23 protein-coding genes and 1 tRNA gene are annotated in these 22,566 nt (G+C 61.2%); 11 read left to right on the plus strand and 13 right to left on the minus strand.

Annotated features, from left to right (window positions below; translation table 11 throughout):
• Positions 1 to 64: 64 nt before the first annotated feature.
• Together GWL_RS17500 and GWL_RS17505 are read right to left on the minus strand one after the other, a co-directional pair.
• Positions 65 to 832, minus strand: a complete 768-nt coding sequence (locus GWL_RS17500; RefSeq protein ID WP_008332681.1) for a DsbC family protein — start codon at positions 830 to 832, stop codon at positions 65 to 67.
• A gap of 182 nt (positions 833 to 1,014) precedes the next feature.
• On the minus strand, positions 1,015 to 2,247 hold the full coding sequence (locus tag GWL_RS17505) for a UbiH/UbiF family hydroxylase (protein ID WP_008332682.1): 1,233 nt from the start codon (positions 2,245 to 2,247) through the stop codon (positions 1,015 to 1,017).
• A gap of 85 nt (positions 2,248 to 2,332) precedes the next feature.
• Between GWL_RS17505 and GWL_RS17510 the strand changes: the two genes are divergently transcribed.
• The 4 genes from GWL_RS17510 (at position 2,333) to GWL_RS17525 (ending at position 4,608) form a co-directional block, all read left to right on the plus strand.
• A tRNA-Phe gene (locus tag GWL_RS17510) sits at positions 2,333 to 2,408 on the plus strand.
• A gap of 525 nt (positions 2,409 to 2,933) precedes the next feature.
• On the plus strand, positions 2,934 to 3,308 hold the full coding sequence (locus GWL_RS17515; protein ID WP_034351433.1) for a hypothetical protein: 375 nt from the start codon (positions 2,934 to 2,936) through the stop codon (positions 3,306 to 3,308).
• Positions 3,302 to 3,880, plus strand: a complete 579-nt coding sequence (locus GWL_RS23950; protein WP_237713596.1) for a Tox-REase-5 domain-containing protein — start codon at positions 3,302 to 3,304, stop codon at positions 3,878 to 3,880. Before GWL_RS17515 ends, GWL_RS23950 begins: the two co-directional genes overlap by 7 nt.
• A gap of 5 nt (positions 3,881 to 3,885) precedes the next feature.
• Positions 3,886 to 4,608 (plus strand): immunity 52 family protein, encoded by a 723-nt coding sequence (locus GWL_RS17525; RefSeq protein WP_034351350.1) that lies wholly within the window; start codon positions 3,886 to 3,888, stop codon positions 4,606 to 4,608.
• A gap of 441 nt (positions 4,609 to 5,049) precedes the next feature.
• On the opposite strand, the gene GWL_RS17530 is transcribed toward GWL_RS17525, so the two are convergent.
• The 3 genes from GWL_RS17530 to GWL_RS17540 are packed head-to-tail and all read right to left on the minus strand — an operon-like array spanning position 5,050 to position 7,238.
• Complete coding sequence (locus tag GWL_RS17530; protein ID WP_050978149.1) at positions 5,050 to 5,721, minus strand: hypothetical protein; 672 nt, start codon at positions 5,719 to 5,721, stop codon at positions 5,050 to 5,052.
• A gap of 46 nt (positions 5,722 to 5,767) precedes the next feature.
• Positions 5,768 to 6,535 carry an OmpA family protein gene (locus GWL_RS17535; RefSeq protein WP_008332686.1) on the minus strand — a complete coding sequence of 256 codons (768 nt, stop codon included), beginning with the start codon at positions 6,533 to 6,535 and terminating at the stop codon, positions 5,768 to 5,770.
• Positions 6,536 to 6,542: 7 nt separating this feature from the next.
• Positions 6,543 to 7,238, minus strand: a complete 696-nt coding sequence (locus GWL_RS17540) for a hypothetical protein (protein WP_008332689.1) — start codon at positions 7,236 to 7,238, stop codon at positions 6,543 to 6,545.
• A 289-nt stretch (positions 7,239 to 7,527) separates the two neighbouring features.
• On the opposite strand from GWL_RS17540, the gene GWL_RS17545 reads away from it, so the two are divergent.
• The 4 genes from GWL_RS17545 to GWL_RS24120 all read left to right on the plus strand — a co-directional run bounded on the left by GWL_RS17545 (position 7,528) and on the right by GWL_RS24120 (position 10,248).
• On the plus strand, positions 7,528 to 8,376 hold the full coding sequence (locus GWL_RS17545) for an alpha/beta hydrolase (protein ID WP_008332690.1): 849 nt from the start codon (positions 7,528 to 7,530) through the stop codon (positions 8,374 to 8,376).
• Between the two features lie 273 nt (positions 8,377 to 8,649).
• Positions 8,650 to 9,261, plus strand: coding sequence for a chemoreceptor glutamine deamidase CheD (gene cheD / locus GWL_RS17550; RefSeq protein ID WP_008332701.1), 612 nt, complete (start codon positions 8,650 to 8,652; stop codon positions 9,259 to 9,261).
• Between the two features lie 176 nt (positions 9,262 to 9,437).
• Positions 9,438 to 9,737, plus strand: coding sequence for a type II toxin-antitoxin system RelE/ParE family toxin (locus GWL_RS17555; protein ID WP_008332707.1), 300 nt, complete (start codon positions 9,438 to 9,440; stop codon positions 9,735 to 9,737).
• A 28-nt stretch (positions 9,738 to 9,765) separates the two neighbouring features.
• On the plus strand, positions 9,766 to 10,248 hold the full coding sequence (locus GWL_RS24120; RefSeq protein ID WP_008332709.1) for an addiction module antidote protein: 483 nt from the start codon (positions 9,766 to 9,768) through the stop codon (positions 10,246 to 10,248).
• A 91-nt stretch (positions 10,249 to 10,339) separates the two neighbouring features.
• Here the strand turns inward: GWL_RS24120 and otnI are convergent, their stop codons facing one another.
• The 6 genes from otnI to GWL_RS17590 form a co-directional block, all read right to left on the minus strand.
• Positions 10,340 to 11,143, minus strand: coding sequence for a 2-oxo-tetronate isomerase (otnI, locus tag GWL_RS17565; RefSeq protein ID WP_008332711.1), 804 nt, complete (start codon positions 11,141 to 11,143; stop codon positions 10,340 to 10,342).
• A gap of 129 nt (positions 11,144 to 11,272) precedes the next feature.
• The gene (locus tag GWL_RS17570; RefSeq protein ID WP_008332712.1) at positions 11,273 to 12,586 is read right to left on the minus strand and encodes an MFS transporter; all 1,314 of its coding nucleotides are present in this window, start codon (positions 12,584 to 12,586) and stop codon (positions 11,273 to 11,275) included.
• 277 nt (positions 12,587 to 12,863) lie between these two features.
• On the minus strand, positions 12,864 to 13,511 hold the full coding sequence (locus tag GWL_RS17575; protein ID WP_008332714.1) for an aldolase: 648 nt from the start codon (positions 13,509 to 13,511) through the stop codon (positions 12,864 to 12,866).
• On the minus strand, positions 13,508 to 14,794 hold the full coding sequence (gene otnK, locus GWL_RS17580; RefSeq protein WP_008332716.1) for a 3-oxo-tetronate kinase: 1,287 nt from the start codon (positions 14,792 to 14,794) through the stop codon (positions 13,508 to 13,510). The genes GWL_RS17575 and otnK overlap by 4 nt, the downstream gene beginning before the upstream one ends.
• Positions 14,795 to 14,831: 37 nt before the next feature.
• Positions 14,832 to 15,728 carry an L-threonate dehydrogenase gene (gene ltnD, locus GWL_RS17585; RefSeq protein WP_034351352.1) on the minus strand — a complete coding sequence of 299 codons (897 nt, stop codon included), beginning with the start codon at positions 15,726 to 15,728 and terminating at the stop codon, positions 14,832 to 14,834.
• Positions 15,729 to 15,909: 181 nt separating this feature from the next.
• A complete protein-coding gene (locus GWL_RS17590; protein ID WP_008332719.1) occupies positions 15,910 to 16,611 on the minus strand; it encodes a FadR/GntR family transcriptional regulator in 702 nt (233 codons plus the stop codon).
• Positions 16,612 to 16,863: 252 nt separating this feature from the next.
• On the opposite strand from GWL_RS17590, the gene GWL_RS17595 reads away from it, so the two are divergent.
• On the plus strand, positions 16,864 to 17,784 hold the full coding sequence (locus GWL_RS17595; RefSeq protein ID WP_008332721.1) for a 5'-nucleotidase: 921 nt from the start codon (positions 16,864 to 16,866) through the stop codon (positions 17,782 to 17,784).
• Here GWL_RS17595 and GWL_RS17600 read toward each other — a convergent pair.
• Positions 17,781 to 18,458 (minus strand): ceramidase domain-containing protein, encoded by a 678-nt coding sequence (locus GWL_RS17600; protein ID WP_034351356.1) that lies wholly within the window; start codon positions 18,456 to 18,458, stop codon positions 17,781 to 17,783. The genes GWL_RS17595 and GWL_RS17600 overlap by 4 nt on opposite strands.
• Positions 18,459 to 18,578: 120 nt before the next feature.
• Complete coding sequence (locus tag GWL_RS17605) at positions 18,579 to 19,769, minus strand: MFS transporter (protein ID WP_008332726.1); 1,191 nt, start codon at positions 19,767 to 19,769, stop codon at positions 18,579 to 18,581.
• Positions 19,770 to 19,894: 125 nt separating this feature from the next.
• On the opposite strand from GWL_RS17605, the gene GWL_RS17610 reads away from it, so the two are divergent.
• On the plus strand, positions 19,895 to 20,776 hold the full coding sequence (locus GWL_RS17610; RefSeq protein WP_008332728.1) for a helix-turn-helix domain-containing protein: 882 nt from the start codon (positions 19,895 to 19,897) through the stop codon (positions 20,774 to 20,776).
• A complete protein-coding gene (locus tag GWL_RS17615) occupies positions 20,761 to 22,317 on the plus strand; it encodes a CYTH and CHAD domain-containing protein (protein ID WP_008332729.1) in 1,557 nt (518 codons plus the stop codon). The genes GWL_RS17610 and GWL_RS17615 overlap by 16 nt, the downstream gene beginning before the upstream one ends.
• Positions 22,318 to 22,566 lie beyond the last annotated feature (249 nt).

Here is a 22,566-nt window from a genome sequence, read left to right on the forward strand (position 1 = left end):
CTGCAGAGCAAAGCACGGATGAACGAAGGGCGCCCGCCATGCGAGCGCCCTTTGCTTTATCTGCTTACTTCAGCGAGGACAGCTTCTGTTCCAGTCCCTTGGCATCGACTGCACCCGGGATGCGCGAGCCATCGGTGAAGAAGATGGTCGGTGTACCGGTGACCTTGAGCTTCTTGCCCAGCGCCAGCACTTCTTCATGCGGTGCATTGCAGGAGGCCGGGGCCGCCGGAACTTCCTTGCCGTTGAGCATCCATTCGTTCCATGCCTTGCTCGGATTGGGCGCGCACCAGATGTTACGCGACTTCACGATGGAGTCCGGCGAGAGGATGTTGTACTGGAAGGTGTAGTAGGTGATGTTGTCCACTTCCTGCAGGGTCTTGTGCAGGCGCTTGCAGTAGATGCAGTTGGGATCTTCGAAGATGGCGATGACGCGCTTGCCATTGCCCTTGACGGTCTTGATGGCCTTGTCCAGCGGCAGCGCCGAGAACGGCACCTGGTTCAGCGAATCGATCTTTTCCTTGGTGTAGTCGCGATAGGTCTGCGAATCGACCACGCGGCCGATGAAGAGGTACTGGGCCTTGGCATCGGTATAGATGACGTCGCCGTCGACCTGGATTTCATACAGGCCGGCGTAGGGGGTCTTGGTGACGGACTCGACCTTGGCATCCTTGCCCAGGCGCGGTTCAATCAGTTTCTTGATGGTGGCCTCGGTGCTGTCGGCGGCCCCGGTTTGCGCATGGGCGGTCACGCCCACGAGGGTGGATGCCAGCAGACATGCTGCCATGCTCAGATGGCGCAAGGAGCTCGCACCTGCGGTCAAAAAATTTTTCATACTCATCCTGATTCAAATCAAACGCGCTTCCAATCTTCGGAACATCGGCCGCAAAGCCGCGCCGGAACTGGGGTTGCACATGTCTATCAACAAAGTCGGGGGAAGCTGTCTTGCTGGCAAAGACGCGCATCGATGCTGTCGTGCTTCACCAGAGGCCCTACCTTACCTGAAATCGCCCTCTCTTACTGCCCCAGCGCGTGGGCAATCAGGCGGCGTTTCAGGAGGGGCAGATGGTTGACCAGGCTCATGCCGATGTTGCGCACCAGGCGCACCGGCTCGGCCTCGGTGGAGAAGAGGCGATGCAGGCCGTCGGTAGCGATCTGCATGAGCAGCACTTCTTCCTTGCGGGCGCGGGCATAGCGTCGCAATACGCGCTCGTGGCCACAGTCGTACTGCGGCTCGCGCTTGAGCAGGATATCGATCAGTGCGGCCACATCGCCGAAGCCCAGGTTCATGCCATGGCCGGCCATGGGGTGCACCACATGGGCGGCGTCGCCGATCAAGGCCACGCGCGGGGCGATCATCGCGTGCGGCTTGATCAGGCGCAGCGGGAAGGCCTTGGCCACTTCCGGCTGTAGCGGGGCAAGCGCCCCCAGCACCGGTGCGGCCCACTGGGCCAGGCGTTCGGCCAGGGCCGACAGCGGCAGCTGCAACAGCTGGTCAGCCAGCGCCTGCGGTGCGGACCAGACCAGCGAGACGCGTTGGCCGGGAAGTGGCAACAGTGCGATCACGCCGTCGGTAGGGCTGAACCATTGATAGGCCACACCGCGATGGGGCAGTTCGCAGGAGAAGTTGGTGACGATGGCGTTCTGTCCGTAGGCGCGGTAATCGAGTCCGATATCGCACTGGCCGCGCACCCAGGAGTTGGCGCCATCGGCGCCGACCACCAGCGCGGCCGACAGGGGCTGACCGGACTCCAGCGTCAGGGTGGCGGACTGCTCGGACACGGTCAGCGCGGTGGCGCGGCCTTGCGCCAAGCGCACATTGGGCGCGAAGCGCAGGGCCGCGTCCAGCGCCTGGTCCAGATTGCGATCCTCGACGATCCAGGCCAGGGCATCGGTGCGGGCCGCGTAGGCATCGAAGGAGAGCAGGCCGGGACTGGCCTTTTCGGGCAGGCCGTCGCCTTGCACGGTCATGTTGTCCACGGGCGCGATGCGTGCGCCATCCATGGCATCCCAGACGCGCAGGGAAGACAGCAGGCGGTGCGCGGTATGGTTGAGTGCGTAGACACGCACGTCCCAGCTGGCTGGATCGGGGGCAGCGGACTTGGCCGGAGGGGCGAGCAGGGTCACCTTGAAGCCCGCCTGGGCCAGCCCCAGCGCCGCCGTCTTGCCGACCGCGCCGTCGCCGACGATGCAGATGTCAGTGCCAGCCGCGGCCGGCGAAGAGGAATGGGTGTGTGCTTGGGTAGTCATGCTGGCGATTATAAACGGGGTGGCGGAAACTATTTTTCAAAAAGGACTTGCATAATTTCTTAAAGTGTCTATACTTGTCCGTCTTGGCCTGGTAGCTCAGTTGGTAGAGCAGAGGATTGAAAATCCTTGTGTCGGTGGTTCGATTCCGCCCCGGGCCACCAAGTTATAGAAAACGCCAACCTTCGGGTTGGCGTTTTTCGTTTCTGCTGCAGAAACCCGTCTGCTCGCGGCTGCTGGTTCCGATTAGCCTTATCCCCTCCTCGAATCGCATAAGCGCTAATTCACGAACTCCCCGAACATCTTTCCGATATGGCTGCTTTCAGCCTTGCCATCGACCCGCGAATAACATACGTTACCGGCATCGAATGGTCACGTGTGGATATGTGTCGACAAGTTGGGTGGGGCCACTATGATGAAATTAATCATCGTCGTGCCCTGGCTGTGCCTTAAATCAGGGGGCGCCAGCAATTCTGGCGTCGAGACTAAATACCAACCACAATTCGTCTTCACGAGATCGACTTTGAGGATACTTGCCTGCCTCTTGATGCAGGTTTTGGAACTCAGCAGTTAGCAGTCAGTCTGATCGCGGTTTGATGAGCAATCCCGCCTTATAACAAGCGAAGACTACGAAATCGTTGAGTGGCATTTGCTGCTTAACAGTCGCCGTGTTCACATCGGCCGTCATCATGCTGACACTCACTGAAGATCAATATAAAAAATTCCTCGCTAGCGATATTCAGAATTTCATCGCTGCTGTTGCCGATGAATTTCTTTCTGAACGTGAAGATATGCTCGGCAATCCAGGGCGTAGCGAGGTTATCTTGCGTATGCAATCTGCATACGACAATGGCCTTAATCTCGGATTCACGTCTACAGGACACCTCATTTACATGATGTACGTGTCTGCTGACTACCCAAAGTTATTTGAACGCCCAGAGACACAACGCTATCTGAATAAATCCGGTGGCTCCCCTGAACAGCGTCTGGATGAAATGAAATCCGTGTTGCGGCATTTAGGCAGTACGGTTAAGCAACGAGAAGAGAGGAGCCGAGAATGGTAGCCTTACCAGCGATTCCATTAGTTGGGGAAGTCCTCACGTGGCTCGGTTTGGGTGCGGCTGGTGTTGGAACCGCTGCCATCCTAGAACGCAATAAACGTGCAGAGCAAGCTCAAAACTCGGAATTATCAAAAGCGGAGGTTACAACGCTGTCGAAAGAGAAGTGCAGAGACTGTCCTCCGATGAATGGTTTCCTGTCACATCCAAATTACAGTATGTCTGATGTCTCGCGGGAGTATCAGGCTAGGGTTACGGGTTATGCGCCGGGAACTGAATGGAATTATGAAAACCGAGATTTTGATGGCTTTCAACCAGAAAAATGCTTGCTCCAAGAAGCCAAAGCGCAGTACACAAACTTCTTTGATGAGAAGACTCTACGACCCAAAGTCTGGTACGTACTGAGTGGAAAATATGAAAAATTGATGGAACAAGCTAGAGCACAACATCGTATCGTTAGCGTAAGTTTTCCTGCCGCGTTGAACTGGTATTTCATGGAAAAGACTATGTACCTCAGCATGAAGAGCGCATTTACAGATGATGGTCTTATTCGCATCAATTCAATCTATATGCCCTAACACTCATGGACATTAAGTTTACTTATCGTTACGACCAAAACGTGCTTCCGGATGTTGCTGGGCAGTTGAATCCGCTATGGCGCACGGCTATTTTATTGGATCAAGTTGGCTTGCCTATAGCTGATTGGTGCCCTCCGGCAGATAGTCCAGAAAACGCATTAAGAAATCACGCGTTCGAGGATGATGGCCCGTCTAACGCTGCTATCGCAATTTTCAAAGAGAAAGATAAGGAGCGGGAGGAGAAGGATGTTAGGTCAATGGTCATCTGGAATGGAGTCTTGGAAGAGGGCTCTATTTTGATGAATCACACTTTGGCCGTGCGTGAATATCCTTCGAAATCTTCTTTTAGCCTGCAATCTACGTCTGTACCGGTTCTAATGGATAAGTCGAGAATGGTTCAGGTAATCAAGGGATTATTAGCAATATGGCCTGCACCGTTCATTTCCATCACCGATCCTCCGTACGATGTCATACATAAGGTATTTGATGATCGACCAGGTGTCGGTTGGATGCTTTATCTTCCCAAAGTAATTAAAGCTTCTCAGGTTCCTGAAGCGCAGGAATTGATTCCCGTTGAGGACAGCACTGGGAAGCAAAAAGGGACTATCGTCGTCAGTATCTTGGATGAGCCCTTTTCGGTTCAAAACGAGGAGCACATCAAGGTGGCTACCTCCATTGAAATAAGGCTCGTTGAGCAGGATTTGCTTCCTCGCCGTAGTGAAATGTGATTTGGGCAAAGTGCTCACTTGCTTTTGACTTTAAGCAGTGTGCGTTTTCAAAAATTAAAAAAATGCCCCGATGAAAATTCGGGGCATTGCGCTTCTGGAAACGTCAGGTGAAGACTAGTGAGCATATCTGCAATTCAGGGTATTTTTACGGCGTTGCTGATAGGAAATAGAGTATCGGATTGAAAATCCTTGTGTCGGTGGTTCGATTCCGCCCCGGGCCACCAAGAATGTTTCAGCAAAAACGCCAGCCCTCACCGGCTGGCGTTTTTCATTTCCGAGACTGGAATCCGTGGCTTGATGCACTCCGCACTTCATAAGCGTGCTGCGGCCACCAAAACTTGCGAGGCCCGAGAGCCGCTGCTTACAACGCGCAGCACTCTGAGCGCCTCGCCGTCTCTTCCTTCCCGACATGCCCACCCGCAAGCTCAGGCGCACAACACTTCATTGACGGAATTGCTTTTCGTGCACCCATCCTTTGTTGGTCAATAAAACGGTATCCATCGCCTTGAGCGGCTTGTCCCTGGATCCCGCATCAGCCTTCAGCTCCTTGAATTGCGCTTGAACCTGCTCGCTTTGTGCCCAATCAGGCAGGTCACTGACGCTGTACTCGTAGTTCACACGCGAGAGTTTGTGCCCGAGAATATCACCCGGCTCGCTGAACTGCTTCACCGCTGTGACCGTCGCCTTGCCGAAGCAGAATCCCCCGTGAGAATCACCAGAGAGTCCCTTGACGGCATCTTGCTTGTAGAACTTCCGGCCGAGTTCGGTGAGCTCATAGGTTTTTTCCTTGTTACCTGCATCCGTCGCACTCACCACGCCGACGCTGACCAGTGCATCCAATTGCCTGGAGGTATTCAACCAATCACTTCGCGATGAAAACGGGAATTTGACCGTTAGATAGCAACGCGGATAAACCACATCCAGATGCTGCTGAATCGCCACCTTGAAATTGCTTTCGTTGGCCGTCTTCGGATCGCTACATCCGGCAACAGCAGCTACCAGCACCAACAACATCAAACCTCTGCGCATATTCGCCCCTTGAACAATGAAGAGGGCACAGAAGTTAACAGCTTGAAACTGCAGTGCACATCGCGGAAGTTTGAGATTGTTCATCTATAACGCAATGAGAAGCGGATGCGCTCACGATGAGCTGATCAGCTCAATTCTTCTCCCCCCCATTGACGAACCGCACCTCCACCCTCCTGTTGCGCTCATCACTGGCCGGCAATCCCGGCAGCGGCTGTGAATCCCCATACCCCGCCACGATCACCCGGCGCGCCGCTTCCGGTGCACTGCGTCCGATCAGCAGCAAGCGTGCCTCGCGCGCACGCGCCGCCGAGAGCGTGAAGTTGTCATCGTAGACCGTGCAATACGCACGCACATCGGTCACCGGTGCCTTCACCGGCTTGTCGTCCGTATGCCCTTCCACATAGATGCGCCCCGCCGGATGCTGCTGCAGATACTCCGCAATGCGCTCCTCGACCTGCGCAAAAGCCGCCCGCGCTTCAGGTTCCACGCATGCACTGCCACGACGGAACGCTCCTTCCTTCAAGGTGATCTTGCCAGCCTCGGTATCCACCGCTACCAGCCTGGACGCCCCCTGCTGCGCAAACACGGTCTGCACCTGGCGCAGGACGACCGTCAACCCGGGACCGTCAGCTTCGCGCCGGGCAGCCACCGTGGGTGCAGCCGGCGGCGCAACGGGTTCAGCCCCCGCAGCAGGCGCAGACGGGATGGCCGCAGCGGCCGGCAAAGGTGCCGGGGGCGCTGGAGATGCCGGAGATGCCGCCACCGGCGTCGCCTCGGCCCGCACCTGTGCAAGCGTCGGCCCACCTGCCCGGCTCACCGCCAGCAGCACGATCAATACCCCCGCCAGCGCCGCCATCAGGCCCGTGGCGGCAATCCACTCGTGATCGGATTCCCTCATCACAACCTCAGGAAGAACGCCCGGACTGGCGCTGCAGCGCCTCCATCCACTCGCCATGACGCAGATGCGCCCGTTGCGCCTCGGCCTGTTGTGCAGCCAGCAGAGCCTGTCCGCTCTGCGTGATGGCCTCGACCAGGCGCTGCAGATCTGCCGCCTGCTGACGCACCTGCTCTTGCTCCGCCGTAGCCGCCACCTCCTTGAGCTTGGCCATGCACCACGCCAGACGTGCCTGCTCGTGCGCACGCAGCGTCATCCATGACTTCAGGATCAGAAACGCCAGCATGCTCCACGCCGCAATCTTGAACTTGCTGCCCAGCGCATCGATGACGGCCGCCAGTGCGCCCGGCGCAGCTTGCGCACTGAGTATATCCGCGGTGGCAGTCAGCGCCAGCCCCAGCCCCACGAAAGTGCCCAGCAATCCCAGCATCAGGATCAGCCCCGGCATCACGGCGGCCCAGCGTTCCGGGGCGGTGGCCACGGCCTGGCTCAATTGCTCCGGAGTGGTGGTCGGCGGCAAAAGCCCTCGCTCGCCCGTGAGCCCGGCCAGGCGCGCTTGCCAGTGCAATGGACGGGCATTGCGCGCCAGCAGCAGCGGCAGCACGATCACGACCACCAGCAATAGCAACGCAAACAGCCATTGCAGCCCGCCATAGGCCGAACCGTCCCATTGCGGCAGCAGGAAGCCCCATACCGACTTATCCATGGCCAGCCCCCGCCTGCATGACGAAGCTTTTCATTCTTGTTCTCCCCTTGTTCTTTACATGGTCAGCGTCTTGTTAGGACTGGAGATTATCAGAAAGACCACACCGAGGGACAAAAAGCCCCGTTCACTCCGGATTACCCTGGCACCTCACCCATCCAGGAGCGCGCTGATACACCAGCTCACCGCCCGCGCAGGCTGGCTGTTCTGATACCGCATCCCCCCCTGCCGCATGAGACCCGGCCCGCAGCGAAGGCTTGCGGGCCGATTCCAGTCCGGCGACAATCGCGCGATGCGCCTCCCATCCCTGCTCCGGTTCCGACACCTTGTCCTCACCCTCACCAGCATCGCCCTGCTGACCGGCTGCGCCACCGACCTGGTGCAGCGCGCCGATGCACTGGCTGCGCCCGCCGGCCTGCAACGCGAGCAGGTTCAGGGTGGTCCTTTCCTGCTGACGGCCTATGTCCACGCCCGCCCCAACGCGCCCCTGCTGCGCGTCTATCTGGAGGGCGACGGCCGCGCCTGGATCACCCGCAACCAGGTCTCGCCCGATCCGACCCCGCACACGGCCATGGGGCTGCGGCTGGCCGCCAGCGATGGTGGTGATGTGGTGTACCTGGCGCGCCCCTGCCAGTTCACGCCGATGGCGCGCAATCCCGCATGCCAGCCGGCCTACTGGACCGGCCTGCGCTATTCCCCGGAAGTGGTCAGTGCCATGGATGAGGCTCTGAGCCACTATGTCACGCGCCTGCAACCGGCGCGGCTGGAACTGGTGGGATATTCGGGAGGCGGCGCCCTCGCCGTACTGCTGGCGGCGCGACGCAAGGATGTCAGCGCCATTCGCACCGTGGCCGGCAATCTCGATCATGTGGCCGTCAATCGCTGGCATGCCGTCTCGCAGATGCCCGGCTCGCTCAATGCCATCGATGTCGCATCCCGGGTGGCAGGCATCCCGCAACGACATGTGAGCGGTGCCGACGATACCGTCGTCCCCACCGCCATCACGCGCAGCTATGTCGACCGGGTGGGACGCTGCGCCGCACTGACGATCGTGCCGGACATGGCGCACGAAAGCGACTGGGACCGCGCCTGGCCCAGCCTGCTGGCGCTGCCGCTACCCTGTACTGCCCAGCGGCCATGAGCCATGGATGGACCGGCTTGCACCGGCTCCCGGTTTTTCCAACAAAACTTCATATTCGCATGACCAAAAGAACAGCTGAAACCGCCGTCAGGGCCTGCTGACGGGCAGTGCCCTGTCTTTTGGCCTGACGATGCTGCCACCGGGCCCATGCAGGCCGGTTTCCGGATAGGGAATTCCCCGATATCGGCACCACCATGCCTGGCTGACAATGCAGGAACAATCAACACTCACCGTCCCTCACCGGGACGCGGAGAAAATCCATCAGGGGCCCGCATGCAGACCGTCATCAACAAGCCGGAGAATTTCGCGTCGTATCGGTATCACGACCGGGCCTTCAATTGCGACACCGCCAAGATCCTGCCGGGCGAATATTTCTATACCGGCGAGGACATGATGATCGTGACCGTGCTGGGCTCGTGCGTGTCGGCCTGCCTGCGTGATCGCGTCACCGGTGTGGGCGGGATGAATCACTTCATGCTGCCCGATGGCGGCGGCGAGGCCGACAGCCCGGTTTCGGCCTCCATGCGCTATGGCACCTATGCCATGGAAGTCTTGATCAACGACGTCCTCAAGGCCGGTGCCCGGCGCGAGAACCTGGAATGCAAGGTCTTCGGCGGCGGCGCGGTGCTGCGCGGCATGAACGCCATGAACGTGGGCGAGCGCAATGCCGCCTTCGTCAAGAACTATCTCTCGGCCGAGAAGATCCGCGTGGTGGCCGAGGACCTCAACGACATCTGGCCGCGCAAGGTGCATTTCTTTCCGCGCACGGGCAAGGTGCTGGTCAAGAAGATCAAGGATGCCGCTGCCGATCTGGCCAGCCGTGAACGTGAATATGCGTCCAAGCTGCAGGCCAAGCCGGTGGGTGGGGAAATTGATTTGTTCTGACCTTTTCGGAACGCTTTCAACGCCACTCATCTTCCGCACATAAGTCCTTCCATCGCATGCAGGAAGGCTCGTCAATTCACGATATTGAACGCAATAAAAGAGAGTGATTCGGGCCTATTGTATCCAAGTGGATACAATCCTGAGCGATATCGCATACAATGCTTCCATCGCTCCCCATGTACATCATCAAGGAAACAGGCAAGTTTCAGTCGTGGCTGACCCGCCTGAAGGATCCGCAGGCGCGAGCGCGTATCCTGGCTCGTATCTGGCGTGCCAGCCAGGGCAATTTCGGTGACTGCGAACCAGTTGGCGATGGCGTCAGCGAAATGCGGATAAATTACGGACCCGGATATCGCGTCTATTTTGCAAGAGAGGCCGAAGTGACCTATCTCTTGCTATGCGGGGGGAACAAATCCACCCAGGCGCGCGATATCGCGGCCGCAAGGGAATTATGGAATCAATTGAAGAAATCATGACATTGACCGGGATATCAAGGGAGTCACCATGACCAGCCGAAAACTTAGCAACAAGGATCTGCACGTTTCTACCTTTGATCCTGCCAACTATCTCGACAGCAAAGAGACCATGGCAGCCTATCTGCAGACTGCGCTCGAAGAGAACGATCCTGACTTCCTGATGGCCGCACTCAATGACGTCATCCGCGCGCAGGGTATCGCGGAGGTAGCTGGAAAAGCAGGCTTGGGGCGTGAAAGCCTCTACAAGACCCTCAAGCCGGGTGCGGAGCCCAGGCTGGGCACCGTCCTTCGCTTACTCGGGGCACTCGACCTGCGCTTGAGCATTGCCGCACCTCAAGGGGCGCGCAAAACCAAACGATCCGGCACCGCAGAGAAATCGTCAGGCCAATCTCCTGCGACAAAGAAACCGACACCGCGACGCGCCGCCATCACCAAGAGGGCACCGGTGAACAAGCCCGGCACGACGCGCGCCACCAAGAGCCGAAAACAAGGCAACCAGATCTGCGCTTGAGTCCTGCCCCATCAAAGAAAATGCCGTCCGGCGCAACACCGGACGGCATTCTCACATCTCAGGCAGCTCCGGTTCCGGAGCCGTCCAGCCTTCACTTCTTGAGCGTGGTCAGGCCTTGCTCAGCCAGCGCCTTCAACCATCCCAATCCCGCAGAGGTCGCCCCCGCCGGGTTGTATTCGCAACCGATCCAGCCCTGGTAACCCAAGCTATCGATCAGCTTGAGCAGATACGGATAGTTCAGCTCGCCCACATCCGGCTCGTGGCGCTCGGGCACACCGGCAATCTGGATGTGACCGATGCCGGGCATGTCGCGCTTCAACTTCACGGCCACGTCGCCTTCGACGATCTGGCAGTGGTAGCAGTCGAACTGCACCTTCAAATTGGGCGCGCCCACTTCGGCGCAGATGGCTTGCGCATCGTCCTGGCGATTGAGGAAGAAGCCGGGAATGTTGCGCGTGTTGATCGGCTCGATCACCACGGTCAGGCCAGCCGATTCGGCCTGGTGCGCGGCATAGGACAGGTTGTCCAGATACACGGCGCGGTGGCGTGCACGGTCCTGCTCGGGCTTGATCAGGCCGGCCATCACGTGCAAGGTCTTGTTGCCGATGACGGAGGCGTACTTCAGCGCAGTCTCGATGCTGCGCTTGAATTCGTCCTCGCGGCCCGGCAGCGAGGCGATGCCGCGCTCACCGGCGGCCCAGTCGCCCGGGGGCGCGTTGAACAGCGCCTGGGTCAGGCCATTGGCCTCCAGGCGGGACTTGATCTCTTCAGGCTGGTAGTCGTAGGGGAACAGGAACTCGACGCCGGAGAAGCCATCCTTGGCGGCGGCGGCGAAGCGATCCAGGAAATCGTGTTCCACATACATCATGCTCAGGTTGGCGGCAAAACGCAGCATCGGATTCTCCTTGGTAACGAGGGAGCCAGTGTAGCGCGAACACGCTTGCGCGCGCCCACACCGGCAGAAGGTGCAGAAAACGTCAAAGCCCGCAGGCACAGGCATGCGGGCTTTGAACGGGACATCACATTACTTGTTGACCATGCCCGGCTTGGTAGCCAGGGTGGCAATCGAACCCACCACCAGCATCACCGCCAGCATGTACATGCCGGTAGCGTTGTTGTGGGTCAGGTCCTTCAGGTAACCGATCAGGTAGGGACTGACGAAACCGGCCAGGTTGCCCACCGAGTTGATGGCGGCAATACCGACGGCCGCCGCCGCACCCGACAGGAAGGCGGTCGGCAGCGACCAGAACAGCGGTGCGCAGGTCAGCACGCCGGCTGCGGCCAGCGACAGCGAAGCGATCGAGATGGCGGTGTTGTCGGCGAACAGTGCTGCACCGACGAAGCCCACGCCGCCCATCAAGGCCGGAATCACCAGGTGCCAGCGACGCTCACGCATGCGGTCGGCGCTGCGGCCGATCAGGTTCATCGCCACGATGGCGCAGCCAAACGGAATGGCCGACAGCAAGCCGATTTCCAGGTTGCCCTTCACGCCGGTGGCCTTGACCAGGGTCGGCATCCACAGTGTCAGGCCGTATTGGCCCATGACGAAGGAGAAGTAGATCAGGCACATCAGCCAGACACGCGCATCCTTGACGATGGCGCCGAAGCCGTGCTTGCTTTCCTTGCCCTTGGCGTCGCCATCGATATCGGCTTGCAGGCTGGCCTTTTCTTCGTCGGAGAGCCACTTGGCGCTCTTGACGTCGTTGTCCAGATACAGGATCGTGGCCACGCCGATCAGCACGGCCGGGATCGCTTCGATCAGGAACATCCACTGCCAGCCTTCCAGTCCACCATTGTGATGGAAGGCATCCATGATCCAGCCCGACAGCGGGTTGCCCAGGATGCCGGCCACCGGAATGCCGGACATGAAGACCGCGATCACCTTGGCACGACGGTGCGAAGGGAACCAGTAGGTCAGGTAGAGGATGATGCCAGGATAAAAACCGGCTTCAGCCAGGCCCAGCAGGAAGCGCAGGATGTAGAACTGCGTGGCGTTCTGCACGAACATGAAGACCGCCGACAGGATGCCCCAGGTGATCATGATGCGGGCGATCCAGATGCGCGCGCCGACCTTGTGCATGAGGATGTTGCTGGGCACTTCGAAGAGGAAGTAGCCGATGAAGAACAGACCTGCCCCCAGACCGAAGACGGTCTCGGAGAAGCCCAGGTCCTGCGACATCTGCAGCTTGGCGAAGCCGACGTTGACGCGATCCAGATAAGCGATCACGTAGCACAGCATGAGGAACGGCATGATGCGCCAGAAGACTTTCTTGTACAGTCCGTCCTTGGATTTGTCATTGACGTCGAGTCCGACGCCGGTAGTGCTTGCGGTGGTCATGGTGTTACATCTCCCGAAGAGTGTCGCGGCTGTCTATGCACGGCCGCTGGTTGCTTGGTGCCCGTGGTCTGACGGGCAATTTATGGATTCAATCGGACCCGCGTACCGCTCTTTTCGGAACGATACGAAGGCCGGCATTGATTGGCCGGTCTGGTGCCGGCTTGGCTGCACCCACCACCTTCCGTTGGGCGCAAGCGGGGCATGGCGGGCCAACATCGGCCGCCATGACGCGTTGTTGCTATGGGTTGCTGAAGCTGCCTGAGCGCTATCGCTACTGCTACCAGCGCGCCTTGAAGGTGTCGCGCAGATCCTGCAGCGCGGGCTCTTCCAGCGGCGTGGCACGGCCACCGGCCAGGTGCCACAGTTTGGCGGTTTCTTCCAGCTCTTCGAGTGCGAAAGCGGCCTTGGAGACCGAGCTTTCCCACACCACCGGACCGAGCCGCTCCAGCAGCACGCCGCGCACCTGCGTGGCGATCTTTGCCACCTGCTCGGCCACTTCCGGCGCACCCGGACGGGCATAGCGGATCAGCGGGATGTGACCGACCTTCATCACGTAATACGGCGTGATGGGCGGCAATACATCCTGCTCGCTGTAGACGCCATTGATGGTCAGCGACACCAGATGTGTGGAGTGCGTATGTACCACCGCGTGCATCTCGGGATTGTTGTCGTAGATGGCGCGATGCAGGACCAGGGTCTTGGAAGGCTTGTCGCCCGAGACCCATTCGCCGGCCGCGTTGACCTTGGCGATGGCCGCCGGATCGAGGAAGCCGAGGCAGGCATCAGTCGGCGTGATCAGCCAGCCGTCATCCAGGCGCGCACTGATGTTGCCGGCCGAACCGACGGTATAGCCGCGCTGGTAGAGAGAAGCGCCGATGCGGCAGATCTCTTCGCGCAGGGCGCTTTCGTTGGTGTTGCGGCTCATGCCGTCTTCCCGTCGAGATAGCGCAGTGCCTTCTCGAAGAAATCGACGCTGCCGAAATTGCCCGACTTCAGGGCCAGCGCCACCGGTTGCTCATCCAGCGTGGCGGTCGCCGGCACGCCCGGATCGATCTGCGGGCCGATGCGCAGGGCGCGCACGTCCAGCGCCTGCACCACCGCACCGGAAGTCTCGCCACCGGCCACCACGAACTGGCGCACGCCACGTTGCTTGAGACCTGCGGCAATCGATGCCAGTGCCTGTTCGACCAGGTGACCGGCCTTGGCCACGCCCAGCTCCTTTTGCACCGCCTTGACTTCGTCGGGGGTGGCGGTCGCGTAGATCAGCACCGGCTCGTTCTTGATGTGCTCATCAGCGAAGGCCAGCGCCTGTGCCACCACGTCTTCACCACGGGCCAGGGCCAGCGGATCGATGCGGAAGGCGGGACGCTTGGCTTTCCATTCGGCCACTTGCGCATTGGTCGCCTTGGAGGCGGAACCGGCCAGCACCACCGACAGGCCATCGACCTTGGGCAGTTGCGCGGCTTCACCGGCGGCAGTGAGCAGGCCGGCGCGGCGGAAGTTCTCGGGCAGGCCCAGGGCCACGCCGGAACCACCGGTGATGAGCTTCAGTTCCGCGCAGGCTTCGCCCAGGGTGAACAGGTCCTTGTCGGAGACGGCATCGGCAATGGCCATCTTCACGCCTTCGCCGCGCAGCGCAGTGAAGCGCTCCTGCGTGGCCGCCGCACCGCGCGCCACGGTGTCGTAGCGCACCAGCCCGACCTTGGAGTCGGTCTGGCGCTGCAATACACGGACCAGGTTGGCATCGGTCATCGGAGTCAGCGGATGGTTCTCCATGCCCGATTCATTCAACAGCGCATCGGCCACGAACAGGTAGCCGCGATAGAGGGTGCGGCCGTTTTCCGGGAAGGCCGGGCAGGCAATGGTGAAGTCCACGCCCAGCTCCTTCATCAGCGCATCGGTCACCGGACCGATGTTGCCTTCGTCGGTGGAGTCGAAGGTGGAGCAGTACTTGAAGAAGAACTGCGTGCAGCCCTGCTGCTGCAGCCAGCGCAGTGCTGCCAGCGATTGCTCGATGGCCTCAGTAGCGGCAATGGTGCGCGACTTGAGCGCGATCACCAGCGCATCGGCCGCCACGGCCGGCATTTCACTGGGCACGCCGATGGTCTGCACGGTGCGCATGCCGCCACGGACCAGCATGTTGGCCAGGTCGGTGGCACCGGTGAAGTCATCGGCGATACAACCGAGCAAGGGACGGGATGTGGACATGAAAACTCCTCGATTCAGATGCAGGGACGACGCTGGATCACTTGGACTTGGCCGGCGGCAGGTCGATGCCGGGGAAGATCTTGATGACGGCCGAATCATCCTCGCCGCCATGACCGGCGGTGGAAGCCATCATGAACATCTGGTGTGCAGCAGCCGACAGCGGCAGCGGGAATTTGCTGCGGCGGGCGGTATCGAGCACCAGGCCCAGGTCCTTGACGAAGATGTCCACGGCCGACAGCGGGGTGTAGTCGCCGTTCAAGATGTGCGGCACGCGGTTTTCGAACATCCACGAATTGCCCGCGCTGTGGGTGATGACGTCATACAGTGCATCCGGATTGACGCCTTCGCGCAGGCCCAGTGCCATGGCTTCAGCGGAGGCAGCGATGTGGACGCCCGCCAGCAGCTGGTTGATGATCTTGACCTTGGAGCCGATGCCGTGCGTGTCGCCCAGGCGATAGACCTTGCCGGCCATGCCGGCCAGCACGTCTTCGATCTTGGCGTAAACCTCGGCGGGGCCGGAGGTCATCATGGTCATCTCGCCGGAAGCGGCGCGGGCAGCGCCACCGGAAACGGGCGCGTCCAGCAGCAGCAGGCCCTTGTCGGCCAGGCGCTTGCCCAGTTCGACGGCGAAGTCCGGCGCCACGGTAGCACTGGAGATGACCACGCTGCCCGGCTTCATGGCGGAGACGGCACCGTTCTCACCGAAGAGCACCATCTCGGTCTGGGCGGCATTGACCACCAGGGTGATGACCACATCGACCTTGCCGGCCAGCTCGGCCGGATTGGCGCAGGCCACGCCACCGGCGGCGGCGAACTTGTCCAGGACTTCCTTGCGCACGTCGCAGGCATGCACATTGAAACCGGCACGCAACAGCGAGCTGGCCACGCCATAACCCATGGCTCCCAAACCGATCACACCTACATTCCTGGACATAATTGCCTCCGCATTGATGACGCCGCTGCCGCTCTTGACGGGCAGAACATTGCGCCGGGTTGATGATGCAACGCCGGCAGAGGCCGGCGTCAGAATTTCAAAATTTCGTAAAACTTATAAATCGTTTAAATCGTTTAGAACATTTAAATCATTTGCTGCCGTTCAAGCCGGGACACTCTCTTCAGGACTGTCCCTGGCTCAAGCGCCGTGCCGCATTGAACATGTGGGTCTGGGCGGCATTGCGGGCCGCCATTTCATCACCGGCGCGAATGGCCGCGACGATGGCCTCATGTTCTTCGCGCACCTGGCGCGAGAAATCCTCATACCGCGCTTCATTGCCACGCGTCACCGCCGTGGCCGCCTCCAGATACTGGGACAGGAACTCCAGCGTCTTGATGAAGTACGGATTGCGCGTGGCCTGTGCCAGTGCGCGATGGAAGGCCACATCGGCGGCCACGCCATCACCGCCTGCGGCGACATCCACACCGATCTGCATCAGCGCCGCCTCGATGGCCTGCAAGTCGTCGTCGTTGCGGCGCTTGGCCGCCTGCGCGGCGACCTCGGCTTCGATGGCGCGGCGCAGCTCGACGATCTGCAGCACCGCGTCGGGCGAACTGACCTCGGTGTAATCGATACGCAGCGGCTTGATCCCCGCCTGCTCGGTCACGAAAACACCGCTACCCTGACGCGGCTCGACCACGCCCTCATGCTTCAGGCGCGCAATGGCTTCACGCACCACCGTGCGGCTCACACCGAACTGTTGCGCCAGCACCGCCTCGGTGGGCAGCTTGCTGCCCCGGGGGAAGGCCCCGGCGTCGATGTTTTCCAGCAATTGCCTGGCCACAGTGTCGCTGAGCGCCTGGGCGGGGATCTTCTGAAACATGCTGTCTCGCGGTCGTTGTCGTAAAGTTATCCGGTCATCATACAAATTTATTTTGAGCTGGGCAATCCGATTTTTTCTCTTTACGCGGAGTAACAGCCTCGTTTGGCAAATTTTGTCGACTGATGACGGAAATTGAGGTGATATATGCAGCAGTTCGCTCCAGACATCAAGAATACGAATATCTGCGCGAAAGCTGCGTGGGCGGGCCGGGGGCTCTACAATCAGGGCTTTCCTGCCACGGATGTGTGCCGCATGCCTTACGATCTCTCGGACAAGCTCGTTATCGGAATTTCTTCGCGCGCCCTCTTCGATCTCGAAGTGGAGAACGCCATCTACGACGAGCAGGGCGTGGATGCCTATGCGCAATACCAGCGCGACCACGAGAACGATCCGTTGCAACCCGGCACGGCCTTCCCGCTGGTCAAGGCGCTGCTGCAACTCAACGAACTGATCCCGGAACGTCGTCTGGTGGAGGTGGTGGTCATCTCGCGCAATACGCCCGACACCGGCCTGCGCGCCTTCAACGCCATTGCCGCCCACAAGCTCGACATCAGCCGCGCCGCCTTCACCGGGGGCGGGCCGACTGCGCCCTATCTGCAAGCCTTCAAGATCGACCTGTTCCTCTCGCGCGACACCGGCGACGTACAGGAAGCCATTGATGCCGGGGTAGCGGCTGCCCAGCTGTATGCCGCCCCGCTGGACTACAGCGCGCCGGACAAGCAGATCCGCATCGCCTTCGATGGGGATGCCGTGCTGTTCTCGGCGGAGTCCGAACGCATCTTTGCGGAGAAGGGGCTGGAGGCTTTTGCGCGGCACGAGCAGCGCCATCGCAAGAAGGCCATGAAGGAAGGTCCGTTTGCCAAGCTGCTGCTGGCCTTGTCGGCGATCCAGAAACAGTTTCCGCCCAAACAGTGTCCGGTGCGCATCGCCATCGTCACCGCGCGCAACAGCCCGGCGCACCAGCGCGTGATCCATACCCTGCGCACCTGGAACGTGACGGTCGATGAGGCCTTCTTCCTGGGCGGGCTGAACAAGGCCGAGGTCTTGCAGGCCTTCGGCGCGCACATGTTCTTTGACGACCAGGAAGGACATGTGCAGAAGGCGGCCGTGGTGGTGCCGTCGGGGCGGGTGCCTTACAAGGGGGGATCGCTCAAAGGGAGAGCACGCCCCTAGGGTCGAGGGACCGCATCCGTATTGCTCATGAATGCCCGCGTGCTCAGATACAGCACGAGCCCATTCAACACATGCCAGAACATGTGCGTCCCGATGCTCATGGTCGGGCACACCGCCATATCCATGGACCGCAATACCAGCGACAGCGTGAACAAGCTCGCCGCCAGCAACAGGCTCATGGGCTCATGCCTGCCCGTGCGCCAGTGATACAGACCGAGTCCGCCGATGAACAGCCAGGCCGATCCATAGGACGCCACCGATCCATTGAGCCACTGTTGCGGCAGCATGCCGACGCCATAGGTGAGCACAAGGAAAAACAGCACCCAGCCCATCGTCACAGCCCAATTGCAGCGCGCCACCTTGCGCACGTAGAAGGCCAGGAACAACACCTGATAAATGGAAATGGGAATGACATCGGCAAACAAGGCCCAGCGCTGTGCAAAGGTGTGGAAAAGAAAACTGCCCACACCGATCACGGCCACCATCAGCGTGAGTAGCCGCGACATCACCATCGTGCTGCGGTCCTGCGGCAGCGGCAGGCACCACAGGAAATACGCCGCCAGCAGGAAGGCAATATTGGAAATCGCGTTCACGGGTTCCGCCCAGAAAGCAGTACCGATCCGTTCGCAATACAGGTCTACCGGAGAAAATAAAGAATCAATCATGGTGGGCATTACCAGCAAGTCGTCGCAGATCAGGAAGGCCAGGAACCAGCGACCATCAGGTCACCCGTTCACGATGCAGCCGCCATCATCGGCGAAGCCGCCGACTTTTTCCAGTCGCGTAGCGACCCTCTACACCTGCGCCCCGATCACCCTCCCCGGCCGCCCCGCCAGCCAGCCCAGCACGCCCATGCACACCGCCCCGCCGGCGCACAGGGCCAGCACCGGCGTCCATCCCCCGCTGGCATCATGCAGCCGCCCCATGAGAATGGGCCCGGCTGCTGCCAGCAGATAGCCTACACTCTGCGCCATGGCCGACAGCGCGGCGGCCTGCGGCGGCGTCGATACCCGCGTGCCGACGAAGGCCAGCCCCAGGATCAGCACCGCCCCCGTGCCGAATCCGAACAGCGGTACCCACACGATGGACGCCTGCGGCCAGGCCATCAGGCCGACCAGGCTGAGGACGGTGGCGGCAGACATGCCGACGGCGACCGGACGATGATCGCGGATGCGCGGCCCCAGCGGGACCAGCAACACTCCCGGCAACGCCGACGCCAGCTGCATCAGGCCGTGCAGGTTGCCCGCTTCCACCGCACTGTGGCCGTTGGCCGCGAGAATGGAGGGCAGCCACGCCGTCACCACGTAATACACCAGCGAATTGCTGCCCAGAAAGAACGTGACCTGCCACGCCAGCGGCTGGCGCCACATCGACGCGCTTCGCATCGAAGCGGTGGCCGGGCGCGTATCACGCCGCAATTGCGGCAGCCAGACCAGTATCGCCAGTGCGGGCAGCGCGATGAACGCGGCCAGTGCCCACGCCCAGCCCAGACCGGCTGCCAGCGGTACTGCGCAGACCGAGCCCAGCGCCGAGGCAGCGCCCATGGTCAGCGCATAGATGGCCGTCATCCGGGTAAGGTCATCGGGGAAGTCACGCTTGAGCAGGCTGGGCAAGAGCACATTGCCACCCGCAATGCCGCAACCGATGATGCAGGTGCCCGCCAGCAGGGCCAACAGCGATCCGGAAGAACGCAGCACGATGCCGCCCGCGATCAGCAGCAGGGCCAGTAACAGCGTGCGTTCCAGTCCCAGGGCGCGCGCCACGCGGGCAGCCATGGGCGACACCAGGGCGAAACACAGCAGCGGCAGGGTCAGCATCAGCCCTGCCGCACCCGCTGAAAGGGCAAAGGTCTGCTGCAGCAATCCCATCACCGGCCCGACGGCAGTGACCGGGGCGCGCAGGTTGGCGGCGATGAGCAGGATGCCGGCAATGAGCCAGAGACCACGATGAACGGGGCGAACGTGAGGGGGGTGCGTAGCGTGCATGGCCGGCCTGAAGAAAGCAGAAAGAGTGATCGAAAGCAGGGAGCACCCAGCTTAGCCAATCGCCGCTTGCACGTATTTGGCTACAATGCCAGCTTATTGCTAAAAACGGTCAACCCCCGCTCACCATGGCCACTCTCTACGCCAGCCTGATCGACCATGATCCGGACCGTCTCGATGCGCCGGTCACGGCTCTGCGCGTGCATACCTGCCAGCATGAGCGCGAGACGCCCTTCCACAGTCATCGCAAGGGCCAGCTGGTGGTGGCCCTGCATGGTGCGGTCACCTGCGAGACGGCCCTGGGCCTGTGGATCGTGCCGCCGCAATCGGCGGTCTGGATTCCGCCGGGCATGCCGCACAGCAACCGGGTCACCCTGGACGGGCAGCTGTGCTTCCTCTTCATCGCGCCCCAGGCGGCCAGCATGCCGGACCAGTGCTGTACTCTGGCACTCACGCCCCTGCTGGTGCAGATGATCTGTCACCTGGCCGAGCAGCGCCAGGACTACGCCCCGCACGAACGCACCGCCCGCCTGGCGGCGGTGCTGGTGGAAGAACTGGAACACAGCCAGCGTCACGCCCTGCCCCTGCATCTGCCGGTGCCACAGCATTCGCGCCTGCGCGCCATTGCGCGTCACCTGGCCGAGCATCCGGCCGATCGCAGCACGGTGGCCGAATGGGGCCAGCGCCATGCGATGAGCGAGCGCAGCTTCGCGCGTTTCGTACAGGCCGAGACCGGCATGAGCTTTGGCCGCTGGCGGCGCCAGATCCACCTGATGCTGGCCCTGCAATGGCTGGCCTCGGGCCGCTCGGTGCAGCGTGTTTCGCAGGATCTCGGCTATGACTCGGTGAGCGCTTTCATCACCATGTTCCGGAAAACCCTGGGCAAACCACCCGCGCGCTACATGGCGCAACGCCAGGTGCCACTTGCCCGCTCAAACGCTGTGCCGCCACTCAGTCCGACGGCGCCCTACTTCCAACCGATACGGCAAGCCTCATGGAAACCGAACTGAAACTCTTGCTCGCCCCCGAGCACACCAAGGCCTTCATCCGTCATCCGCTGATCAAGCGCCATGCCCAGGCCGCACCACGCATCAAGGACCAGACCGGTACCTACTTCGATACGCCGGACCTGCTGCTGCGCCAGAACGAGGCCGGCCTGCGGGTGCGCCGGACCGGAAATGAATTTGTTCAAACCCTCAAGGCCGGCGGTGGCGTCCATGGCGGCCTGCACCAGCGCAATGAATGGGAGTCGTTGGTGGAAGGTGACGCGCCTGACCTTCCGGTGCTGCGCGACCTGGTCGCCTCCGACGACGACTGGGCCAGGAAGATCTTCTCCGAGCGCACCGCCGCGCAACTCACGCCCATCTTCAGTACCCGCATCCAGCGCATGGTGTGGGACCTGGTGCTGGACGAGGGCACGCAGGTCGAATGCGTGCTCGACCAGGGTACGGTGGAACACGGCGACCTCAAGGCGCAGGTCTGCGAGATCGAACTCGAACTCAAAGAGGGCAATGCCAGCGCCCTGTTCGACTTCGCCCTGCAACTGCTGCAGGACCTGCCGCTGCGCATCGGCATCCAGAGCAAGGCGCAGCGCGGCTATGGCCTGTTCCACCAGGCGATCCGAAAACAGAACGGCCTTGCCGCCGTTTCCTCCGCCAGCCACGCCAGGCCGCTGCGACTGGCGCGCAAGATGACGGTGGAGCAGGCCTTCCTGGCCGTGCTCGGCAATTGTGTGGAGCAGATCCAGGCCAACGACATCGCCGACCAGGACAGCCACGATATCGAACGCCTGCACCAGATGCGCGTGGGCCTGCGCCGCCTGCGTTCGGCCTTCACCCTGTTTGATGAGGTGATCGCTCTGCCGGCCTCCCTGGCGACCGAATTCGAGTGGGTGTCGCAAGCCATCGGCCACGCGCGCGACTGGGATGTGCTGGCGACCCAGACGCTGGGCAAGCTGCCCCCGCAGGCCATCGGCGCCATCGATCTGGAAAGGGTGCGCCACGCGGCGCTGGTGGAGGCCGGCAAGGAACATGCGCATGCCGTACAAGCCGTAGCCTCCCCGCGCTATACCGCACTGGTCTTGCAGTTCAGCCGCTGGCTGCTGCTGGCGGGCTGGCGTGATGGTCGCGATGAGGACGCCCAGGAAGCCCTGGCACAAACACTCTCGCGTTTTGCGCGGCAGATGCTGCGACGGGATGAAAAGCGACTCAACAAGCGCGGCGCACATCTTGAAGAAAACGACCGTGCCCGGCACCGCACCCGCATCGCGGCCAAGAAGATGCGCTATGACATCGAATTCTTCCAGGCCCTGTATGGGGAGAAGAGCAGTCGGCCCTACCTGAAGGCCCTGTCGCGCCTGCAGGAACAGTTGGGACTACAGAACGACCTGGTGGTGGCCGATGCCCTGCTGCAGCAACTGCAGCAGAAGCAGGCGCGCCTGGCACCCAGCATCGCCTACGCGCGGGGCTACCTGGCCGGCCAGGTCAAGGACGGGCATGCGCGCATGCACCGCCGGTGGAAAAAATGGCAGGCCCGGGAACTGCCGCGATGACCGGGCCACCATTCACTGCCAAAAACAGACAACTTCCTTCATATCAGCTAACGCGCTGCACAAAAGCGGGGCAGCCAGCGCCCGCCTGAAATGGGGTCAGGCGCACCAAAAGCAGGCAATAGCGATGCCTGAACCTTCATTTGAGTGTTGCCGCACCGCATCAGCGCTGTCGATGCCACCGTGACCACGCTGCCACACCCGCCGCAAACCCTTGCCACATCGGCCTCTGGCCGCCAATAATCGTCGCGG

This window comes from Herbaspirillum sp. GW103 (genome assembly GCF_000261365.1).
In the GTDB taxonomy this organism is placed as follows: Bacteria; Pseudomonadota; Gammaproteobacteria; order Burkholderiales; family Burkholderiaceae_D; genus Herbaspirillum.

Coding starts and splice junctions, on each gene's coding strand:
- GWL_RS17500 (WP_008332681.1), bottom strand. CDS start 832: ATGAAAAATTTTTTGACCGCAGGTGCGAGCTCCTTGCGCCATCTGAGC.
- GWL_RS17505 (WP_008332682.1), bottom strand. CDS start 2,247: ATGACTACCCAAGCACACACCCATTCCTCTTCGCCGGCCGCGGCTGGC.
- GWL_RS17515 (WP_034351433.1), top strand. CDS start 2,934: ATGCTGACACTCACTGAAGATCAATATAAAAAATTCCTCGCTAGCGAT.
- GWL_RS23950 (WP_237713596.1), top strand. CDS start 3,302: ATGGTAGCCTTACCAGCGATTCCATTAGTTGGGGAAGTCCTCACGTGG.
- GWL_RS17525 (WP_034351350.1), top strand. CDS start 3,886: ATGGACATTAAGTTTACTTATCGTTACGACCAAAACGTGCTTCCGGAT.
- GWL_RS17530 (WP_050978149.1), bottom strand. CDS start 5,721: ATGAACAATCTCAAACTTCCGCGATGTGCACTGCAGTTTCAAGCTGTT.
- GWL_RS17535 (WP_008332686.1), bottom strand. CDS start 6,535: ATGAGGGAATCCGATCACGAGTGGATTGCCGCCACGGGCCTGATGGCG.
- GWL_RS17540 (WP_008332689.1), bottom strand. CDS start 7,238: ATGGATAAGTCGGTATGGGGCTTCCTGCTGCCGCAATGGGACGGTTCG.
- GWL_RS17545 (WP_008332690.1), top strand. CDS start 7,528: ATGCGCCTCCCATCCCTGCTCCGGTTCCGACACCTTGTCCTCACCCTC.
- cheD (WP_008332701.1), top strand. CDS start 8,650: ATGCAGACCGTCATCAACAAGCCGGAGAATTTCGCGTCGTATCGGTAT.
- GWL_RS17555 (WP_008332707.1), top strand. CDS start 9,438: ATGTACATCATCAAGGAAACAGGCAAGTTTCAGTCGTGGCTGACCCGC.
- GWL_RS24120 (WP_008332709.1), top strand. CDS start 9,766: ATGACCAGCCGAAAACTTAGCAACAAGGATCTGCACGTTTCTACCTTT.
- otnI (WP_008332711.1), bottom strand. CDS start 11,143: ATGCTGCGTTTTGCCGCCAACCTGAGCATGATGTATGTGGAACACGAT.
- GWL_RS17570 (WP_008332712.1), bottom strand. CDS start 12,586: ATGACCACCGCAAGCACTACCGGCGTCGGACTCGACGTCAATGACAAA.
- GWL_RS17575 (WP_008332714.1), bottom strand. CDS start 13,511: ATGAGCCGCAACACCAACGAAAGCGCCCTGCGCGAAGAGATCTGCCGC.
- otnK (WP_008332716.1), bottom strand. CDS start 14,794: ATGTCCACATCCCGTCCCTTGCTCGGTTGTATCGCCGATGACTTCACC.
- ltnD (WP_034351352.1), bottom strand. CDS start 15,728: ATGTCCAGGAATGTAGGTGTGATCGGTTTGGGAGCCATGGGTTATGGC.
- GWL_RS17590 (WP_008332719.1), bottom strand. CDS start 16,611: ATGTTTCAGAAGATCCCCGCCCAGGCGCTCAGCGACACTGTGGCCAGG.
- GWL_RS17595 (WP_008332721.1), top strand. CDS start 16,864: ATGCCTTACGATCTCTCGGACAAGCTCGTTATCGGAATTTCTTCGCGC.
- GWL_RS17600 (WP_034351356.1), bottom strand. CDS start 18,458: ATGCCCACCATGATTGATTCTTTATTTTCTCCGGTAGACCTGTATTGC.
- GWL_RS17605 (WP_008332726.1), bottom strand. CDS start 19,769: ATGCACGCTACGCACCCCCCTCACGTTCGCCCCGTTCATCGTGGTCTC.
- GWL_RS17610 (WP_008332728.1), top strand. CDS start 19,895: ATGGCCACTCTCTACGCCAGCCTGATCGACCATGATCCGGACCGTCTC.
- GWL_RS17615 (WP_008332729.1), top strand. CDS start 20,761: ATGGAAACCGAACTGAAACTCTTGCTCGCCCCCGAGCACACCAAGGCC.